The 7,256-nt window shown below is 29.1% G+C and carries 4 protein-coding genes and 1 pseudogene; 3 read left to right on the forward strand and 2 right to left on the reverse strand.

Going from position 1 to position 7,256, the window contains the following annotated elements:
* Together WC168_RS08810 and WC168_RS08815 are read right to left on the reverse strand one after the other, a co-directional pair.
* Window positions 1-401 (reverse strand): annotated as a pseudogene (locus WC168_RS08810) (hypothetical protein); the annotation flags it as partial.
* Window positions 402-403: 2 nt separating this feature from the next.
* The gene (locus tag WC168_RS08815) at window positions 404-2,089 is read right to left on the reverse strand and encodes an McrB family protein (protein WP_279134168.1); all 1,686 of its coding nucleotides are present in this window, start codon (window positions 2,087-2,089) and stop codon (window positions 404-406) included.
* A 226-nt stretch (window positions 2,090-2,315) separates the two neighbouring features.
* Between WC168_RS08815 and WC168_RS08820 the strand changes: the two genes are divergently transcribed.
* Genes WC168_RS08820 through WC168_RS08830 form a run of 3 tightly spaced genes read left to right on the forward strand, consistent with a single transcriptional unit; the run spans window position 2,316 to window position 7,068 of the window.
* Complete coding sequence (locus tag WC168_RS08820) at window positions 2,316-3,449, forward strand: CoA ester lyase (protein ID WP_066158856.1); 1,134 nt, start codon at window positions 2,316-2,318, stop codon at window positions 3,447-3,449.
* A 15-nt stretch (window positions 3,450-3,464) separates the two neighbouring features.
* The gene (locus WC168_RS08825) at window positions 3,465-5,987 is read left to right on the forward strand and encodes an aldolase/citrate lyase family protein (RefSeq protein ID WP_279134166.1); all 2,523 of its coding nucleotides are present in this window, start codon (window positions 3,465-3,467) and stop codon (window positions 5,985-5,987) included.
* Window positions 5,988-5,997: 10 nt separating this feature from the next.
* Window positions 5,998-7,068: a MaoC family dehydratase gene (locus tag WC168_RS08830; protein WP_279134164.1), complete on the forward strand. Its 1,071-nt coding sequence runs from the start codon at window positions 5,998-6,000 to the stop codon at window positions 7,066-7,068.
* Window positions 7,069-7,256: the final 188 nt, after the last annotated feature.

Raw genomic sequence — 7,256 nt, forward strand, 5'->3', positions numbered from 1 at the left:
ACGGTCAACTCTTCTAAAAACATTGAGATAAATATTTCAAATAAAGGTATTTTTGAAGATTTTAAATTTGCAACACTAAGATTTTTAAATGGAGAGTTTTTTAAAGTTTTTAACATTTTTATTAAAATATCTTTTGATTTTTCTGTCGTTGCATTTTTAATTTTTGGCAAAATCTCTATTGTAGTTCCATCTTTTGTCTGTATTACTCCTACATAATTTTGAGCTTGTAAAACTTTTCCAAAACCATTTTTTGTAGTTATTTTTAGATATTGTGCTGTTTTTTCATTTTCTAATACAAATTTTTCTAAAGAGTCAAAAGTCTCTTTTTTTATAAAATTATCTTTTGTATTATCTTTATATTGTAGATACTCAAATTCCTTTAAAATAAACTCTTTTTTCATTTTTACTCTTTAAATTTAGAAAAATCAAACTCTTTTTTTATGTTATAAATAAATTTCTCTTCTTCTAGATATTCACTATCTTTTATTAAATCTTCATCAAAAATATCTGATTTTACTTCTATCTTTTCAACAAAACCATCTCCTAAAACTAATCTCACTTTCTCCCAATCATCATAAAAATACTCTTGTAAGAGTGGAATTATCTTATTTCTAAAGATATTTTCTAGTTCTGCTTTTTTATCTACTTCATTTGCGAAATTTTCCAAACTCATAAAATAAGCATGACCAATAGTGTGATCTCTATCATACAGATACTCTACTCTTTTATTTATAACTTCAAGAAGATTATCTATTTTTATCTCATCAACCACTAAATTTTTAAGCAAACTAGAATTTGGCATCATCTCCTCAAAATGAAATCTTCTTCTAAGTGCCGTATCCATTAAAGCAATACTTCTATCAGCTGTATTCATAGTACCAATTATGTATAAATTTGAAGGAACTCCAAAAAGTTCTTGGCTATACGGAAGTTTTAATCTTATCTCTTCATCTGCACCTATTCTTTTTGATGGTTCAATAAGTGTGATAAGCTCTCCAAATATTTTAGAGATATTTCCTCTGTTTATTTCATCTATTATTAGAATGTAGTTTTTTATATTTTTGTTCTCTTTTTTTGATAAGTTATCATCTAAAACTTCTTTCCAATCAGATAATCCATTTGACATTTTTCCTAAAACAACTGAAGATGATGCACTTAAGCTTTGAAAAATATAATCCTCTTTTAAAATAAAAAATTCATCACTCTCTTTGCTTGTATCAAAAATAGCTTTTTCTAAAAAAATATCTCTAAGTTTGCTATAGTTGTATTTATGAAATGAAGGAACTGCTTCTTTTCTTATCTTTGAGCCTTTTAAAAGTTTATATGTATTGTCATCTTCTTGTAGCAAATCTGCTTGAATATTCAAAGATTTTGCATCTAGTTTAAATCTTTTTTTCAATATACTATTTTTATTATTAGTAATCAAAAATTTTAAAGCTTCCTTTGATAACTTTTTAAAAATTCCATCAACAACATCATAAATCATATCTTCGCCATTTTCATTTCCATCTTTCCCAGCTGGAATTGCTTTAATCCCTTCAACAAACTCTTCATAAGAAAAACTTTGATGAAATGTTATAAACTCTATTTGTCCAGCTTTTTTATATTCTTCAAATTTCTCTTTTAAAGCCACTCTGTTATATTTGTTTTGTTGGTAAAAATCACTATCTATAATCTCAATAGCTCTGTTTATAGTATTAAAAGTTTTCCCAGTTCCTGGACTTCCAAAAAGTATTTGGTTTAGTGCTTGTTTTTGTGTAGATTTTATTATCTTGATGTTTTCTACTTCTAAACTCTTATTTTCTAAAAAATTTATATATTTACTAATTGAAGCGCTAGGAAGTCTACTTTGAGTATTTATATTAAATTGATGTAAATCTCCATTATTCAATAATCTTTGATTAAGTTGTTTCAAATATTCTAAATCTGTGCAATTAAATAAATTTTCATAAATATTTTCATTCATCTCTTCAAGCTTATTTGGAATAAAAATTTTTAATGCATTTGGATAAGAACTTATAGGTGCCTGACTATCAACAACAGTTCGTAACCATTCTCTAAAATTATTTTCTCTTTCTATCTCTTCCATTTTAATCCCTATTTTAATATTTCCAAAATTTTTCCAAACATTCTACCAAAGAGTTTATTATTTTCATAAAATCTCAATTATTATAATAAGCTTAAAAATATTTCGTATTTTAAAAGATATAAATTGATTTCATTTTAAATTGTGTATAACTTCACTATTGATTTTTATGTATAATAAAATTTCATTCATAAAAATAAAAAAGAAATTTCAAAGAAAGGTTGAACACATGATGACTTCTGCAATAGATTTATCTAAATTAACAGCAAAAGATGATTTGACTCCAGTTCTTGGAGGTTATTGGCCAGGGATTCAAATCTACTATCCACCAATAAAATATAATCCACTTGATGGATCTTATGAGAGTATGGAACAAGCTAAGCTTAGACTTCAAAAACATGCTTACAATACAAGAGCTCACACAGTTTTATTTGACTTAGAAGATGGTTGTAGACAAAAAGCTATGAGTAGAGAGCTTTTAATTCAAGAGTTACCAAAATTTCCTCAAAGAGATTTTCAAATAGCTATTAGAATAAATCCATTTAGAACTGAAGAGTATGAAGAGGATTTAAAAATGATTAAACAAATTCATCAATATGTTGATGTAATAGTTTTAGCAAAAGCTGGAGAGGTTTATGGAAGTGCTGAAATTAGAGATTTATCTTCTTGGTTAATCTCTATTGGAAGTAATCTTACAATTCAACCAATTGTTGAGCACCCAAAATCTTTAAGAATTGCTGATAGATTAATGGAGTATTCAACTGTTAAACATATAGTATTTGGAATTCATGACTTTTCAAAAGCAATGGCATACAAAATCACTCCAAAAGGTTGGATTGATGAGCTTGAAACATATTTTGATATGTTAACTTTAGAAGCTAGAATTAAAGGTAAAGGTGTAATTGGTGGAGTTGAAGTAATGCTAACTCCTCACTCACTACCAAGTAGTTGTGTTGAGAAAAAAGATATTAGAAGATGGTTAGATTTACATGGAGATGAAGCTAGTAAATATGTTTATTCACATGCTTTAAGAGAGAGTTCTATGGGATTAACTGGTAAACAAGTAATTACTCCAAACCATATAAATATATGTAAAGTTGCATTTACTCCAAGCCCAAATGAGATTGCAAAAGATATCTCTATTTTAAAAGCTGCTATTGAAGCAGATGCACTTTTAAGTGGAGCTATTAGATATGAAGGTGAGATGCTAGATCCTCCAATGTTTGGTAAATCTTTACAAAACATTTTAAGAGCTTATGCACTAAATAGCCTTTCAAAAGAGGATAAACTATTTGCACTTTCTGTGTTAAATAGAATGCCTTTAAATACATTTAAAGAAAATTGGCCATATGGTCAACTGTAATTCAAGGAGATTAAAATGAGTCAAACAGTTAAAATAGATATACCTGAATTTTTAAATATTGGTGTTGCTTGTACTTCAGCATGGTTGGGAAGTGCAAAAGAGAATAATGTTGCGATGATAATTGAAGATGATAAACTTGGAACTGATGAAGTTACTTATAAAGATTTAAGTGTAAAATCGGATCAAGTAGCAAACTTCTTTACTCAAAATATTGGATTAAAACCAAGAGATAGAGTTCTAGTTTGTCTTAAAAACTCTTTAGCATATCCAATATCTTTTTTTGGTGTTATGAAAGGTGGAATGATTGCAGTACCAACTTCAACTTTGTTAAGTGGTAGTGAAGTTAAATATTTAGCTGAAGATTCTCAAGCTAAAGCTATAGTTTTATCAGCTTCTATGTATGAAAATTTAGTACCTTATTTAGAAAATCTTGACAACTTAAAAACAATAGTTGTTGCTGGAGTCGATAGTGTTGATGATTTCAAAAAACCAAAAGATATAAATGTTTATGCATTAAGTAAAATTTTTCAAGAGTGTGATACAACAGCAAATCACTATAACTCAAGATCAGGAGAACCTGCATATTTAGTTTATACATCTGGAACAACTGGTTATCCAAAAGGAGTACTTCACTCTCACAGATCACTTGTTGGAAGAAAACCAGCAACTGATTATTGGTTTGATTTTAAAGAGAATGATAGAATAATGCACTCTGGAAAATTTAACTGGACTTATGTTTTAGGTTCTGCACTTATGGACCCACTATACAATGGTCATACAGTTATAGCTTATGAGGGTGCAAATGATGCATCAACATGGATTAATCTAATCAAAAAACATAACTGTACAATTTTTATTGGTGTTCCAACAATTTATAGACAAATTATTCAAAAAACAGATTTCAAACTTGATGATTGCCCAAGCTTAAGATACTGCATGAGTGCTGGAGAGCATTTAAGTGATGAGATGTTAGGACTTTGGAGAGAAAGATTCAAACAAGATATTTATGAGGCAATTGGTATGAGTGAGTGTTCATACTATATTTCACACTCAAAATATAATCCAATAAGACCAGGAAGTGCAGGATTCCCTCAACCAGGACATATTGTAAAACTTCTAAATCCTGAAACTTTAGAAGAAGTTGGAGTTGAAGAAGAGGGAATGATTTGTATAGGTGAAGACGATCCAGGATTATTCTTAGAGTATTGGCAATTAGAAGAAGAGACTCAAAAAGCTAAACATGATGGATACTTCTTCACAGGAGATTATGCTAGAAAAGATAAAGATGGATATATTTGGTTCATTGGAAGAAAAGATGACATTATCAATACTTTTGGATTTAGAGTAAGTCCACATGAGATTGAAAGAGTTGTAAAAACTCATCCAGATGTTGCAGATTGTGTTGCTTTTGGTCTAGATATTGAAAAAGATAAAACTATCGTAGCAATCATTGTTATTGGTCATACTACTTTAACTAAAGAACAAGAAGAAGAAATTTTAAAATTCTCTCAAGCAAATTTAGCTAAATATAAAGCACCAAAAAGAATCTATACAATGACTGACTATCCAAGAACAAAAAATGGAAAAGTTTTAAGAAAACAATTAGTAAAAGATTTAAATGAGCTTGAAAGAGCAAAATCAAAAGGTGAAGAGGTAGTTGAATATAAAGCTAGAAGATCAATGCTACTAGTACCTTCATACAACAAACACAATGTAGAAAAAGCAAAAACTGTTTTAGCAGATTCTGTTATTTTTGATTTTGAAGCTATTTTAGCTGAACAAAGAGAAGTTGGAAGATCTGTTGTAAAAGAGGTTTATAAAGAGCAAGGTCCTAAATTTGGAGATAGTGAAAGAGTTATTAGAGTAAACAATCTTGGAAGTGAAGATTTAAAAAAAGATTTAGCTTTGGCAAAAGAGATTGAACTTGATGCAATACTATTTTCAAAAATTGATACAAAAGAGGATGTTTTAGAGGCTGTTAAATTAATTGAAGAGGTAAATCCAAATTTAACTCTTATGATTATGATAGAAACTCCACTTGCAGTGTTAAATATTCATGAAATTTGTGCAGCTAGTCCTAAAGTTGAAGTTGTTGTTGTTGGTTCAAATAAACTAGCAAATAGACTTCAAATAGATATAAAAAGAGGTTCAAAAGCTATTGTTACATATTTAACTCAAATAGCACTTGCAGCAAAAGCTTATGGGAAAATAGTAATAGATGGACCTCATTTTGATGTTATGGATGAGTTTGCTTGTGAAGATTCAACAAAAGATGCATTTAATCTAGGATTTGATGGTAAATCTCTTGTACATCCAGTTCAAATTGAGTATATAAATGATATATTCACTCCAAAACAAAGCGAAGTTGCAGATTATGAAGAGATGATTAAAAAGTATGAAGAGGCAAATAAACAAGGTAAAGAGGTAATCTTACATAACAATAGATTAGTTGACTCTTCAAAAATAACTTGGGCTAGAAAAATGATTAAGCTTTATGAAACATATAAAGCTTTAGGTCAAAATCTATTTGGAAAATAAGGAGATAAATTTGTCAAAAATTAGTAACAAAATAAACTTTGGTAACTATTTTGAAGATTTCAGCATTGGTCAAAAAATCATTCATCCACTTCCTAGAACTATAAGTGAGGGTGATGTATCTTTATACATCGCTTTTACAGGTTCTAGATTTGCGCTACACTCTTCTGATGTAGTTGCACAAGAGATGGGTTATTCAAAAAGACCTATTGATGATATTTTAATGTTTCATTTGACATTTGGAAAATCTGTTCAAGATATATCTTTAAATGCAATCGCAAATTTAGGTTATGCTGAGATATCTTTTCCAAATCCAGTTTACATTGGTGATACAGTTAGTATGACTTCAACTGTAATTGGATTAAAAGAGAACTCAAATGGTAAAAGTGGAGTTGTATATGTTCACTCTATTGGAGTAAATCAAAATGGAAATGAAGTTTTAAACTTCAAAAGATGGGTTATGGTTCATAAAAAAGATCATAGCACAACAAGTGGAATAAATGAAGTTCCAACTTTCCAAAAAGCAACACCAATTTTAGACACTATTAATATTCCAACTATAAAATGTGTTGATGTTAGTGCTAGTGGAGGAGTTTACTTCTTCGAAGATTATGAAGTTGGTGAGAGACTTAATCATCCAGAGGGAATTACAATAGATAATAGTGATCATACACTTGCAACAAAGTTATATCAAAACAATGCAAAAGTACATTTCAACGACCATATGATGAAAAGTACACCTATGGGTCAAAGACTTATGTATGGTGGAATTGTTATTTCAATGGCAAGAGCAATATCATTTAATGGGCTACAAAATGCCCAATGGGTATATGCAATAAATAGTGGAAGCCACTGTAATCCAACATATGCAACAGATACAATCTATGCTTATAGTGAGGTTTTGGAAAAAATTGATCATAAAAGAGAGGATATTGGACTTTTAAGATTAAGAACAATTGCTCTTAAAAATCAAAATCCAAAAGAGATTGAAAATGCCAAAGGTGAAGATGGAAAATATCTTCCAAATGTAGTTTTAGATTTGGATTACACAGTTGTAATCCCGAAAAAAGTTACTAAGAAATAGGTTAGTGAGAAAAGAAGCGACTCGTCGCTTCCTTTAGGATTTTGCTACTTTTAGCAATTTTTTATAAATTGCGTTAAAAAGTAGTCATTCAATGTAAGGTTCCCTTAAAATTTTTGGGAACCAAATTTTAAGGAGAATATTATGACACACCCAAAAGAAGCTTTATTTGAATCTGGTAAATCTTTACC

The sequence above is a fragment of the Aliarcobacter sp. genome, from assembly GCF_041672065.1.
Classification (GTDB): Bacteria; Campylobacterota; Campylobacteria; order Campylobacterales; family Arcobacteraceae; genus Aliarcobacter; species Aliarcobacter skirrowii.

Coding starts and splice junctions, on each gene's coding strand:
- WC168_RS08815 (WP_279134168.1), bottom strand. CDS start 2,089: ATGGAAGAGATAGAAAGAGAAAATAATTTTAGAGAATGGTTACGAACT.
- WC168_RS08820 (WP_066158856.1), top strand. CDS start 2,316: ATGATGACTTCTGCAATAGATTTATCTAAATTAACAGCAAAAGATGAT.
- WC168_RS08825 (WP_279134166.1), top strand. CDS start 3,465: ATGAGTCAAACAGTTAAAATAGATATACCTGAATTTTTAAATATTGGT.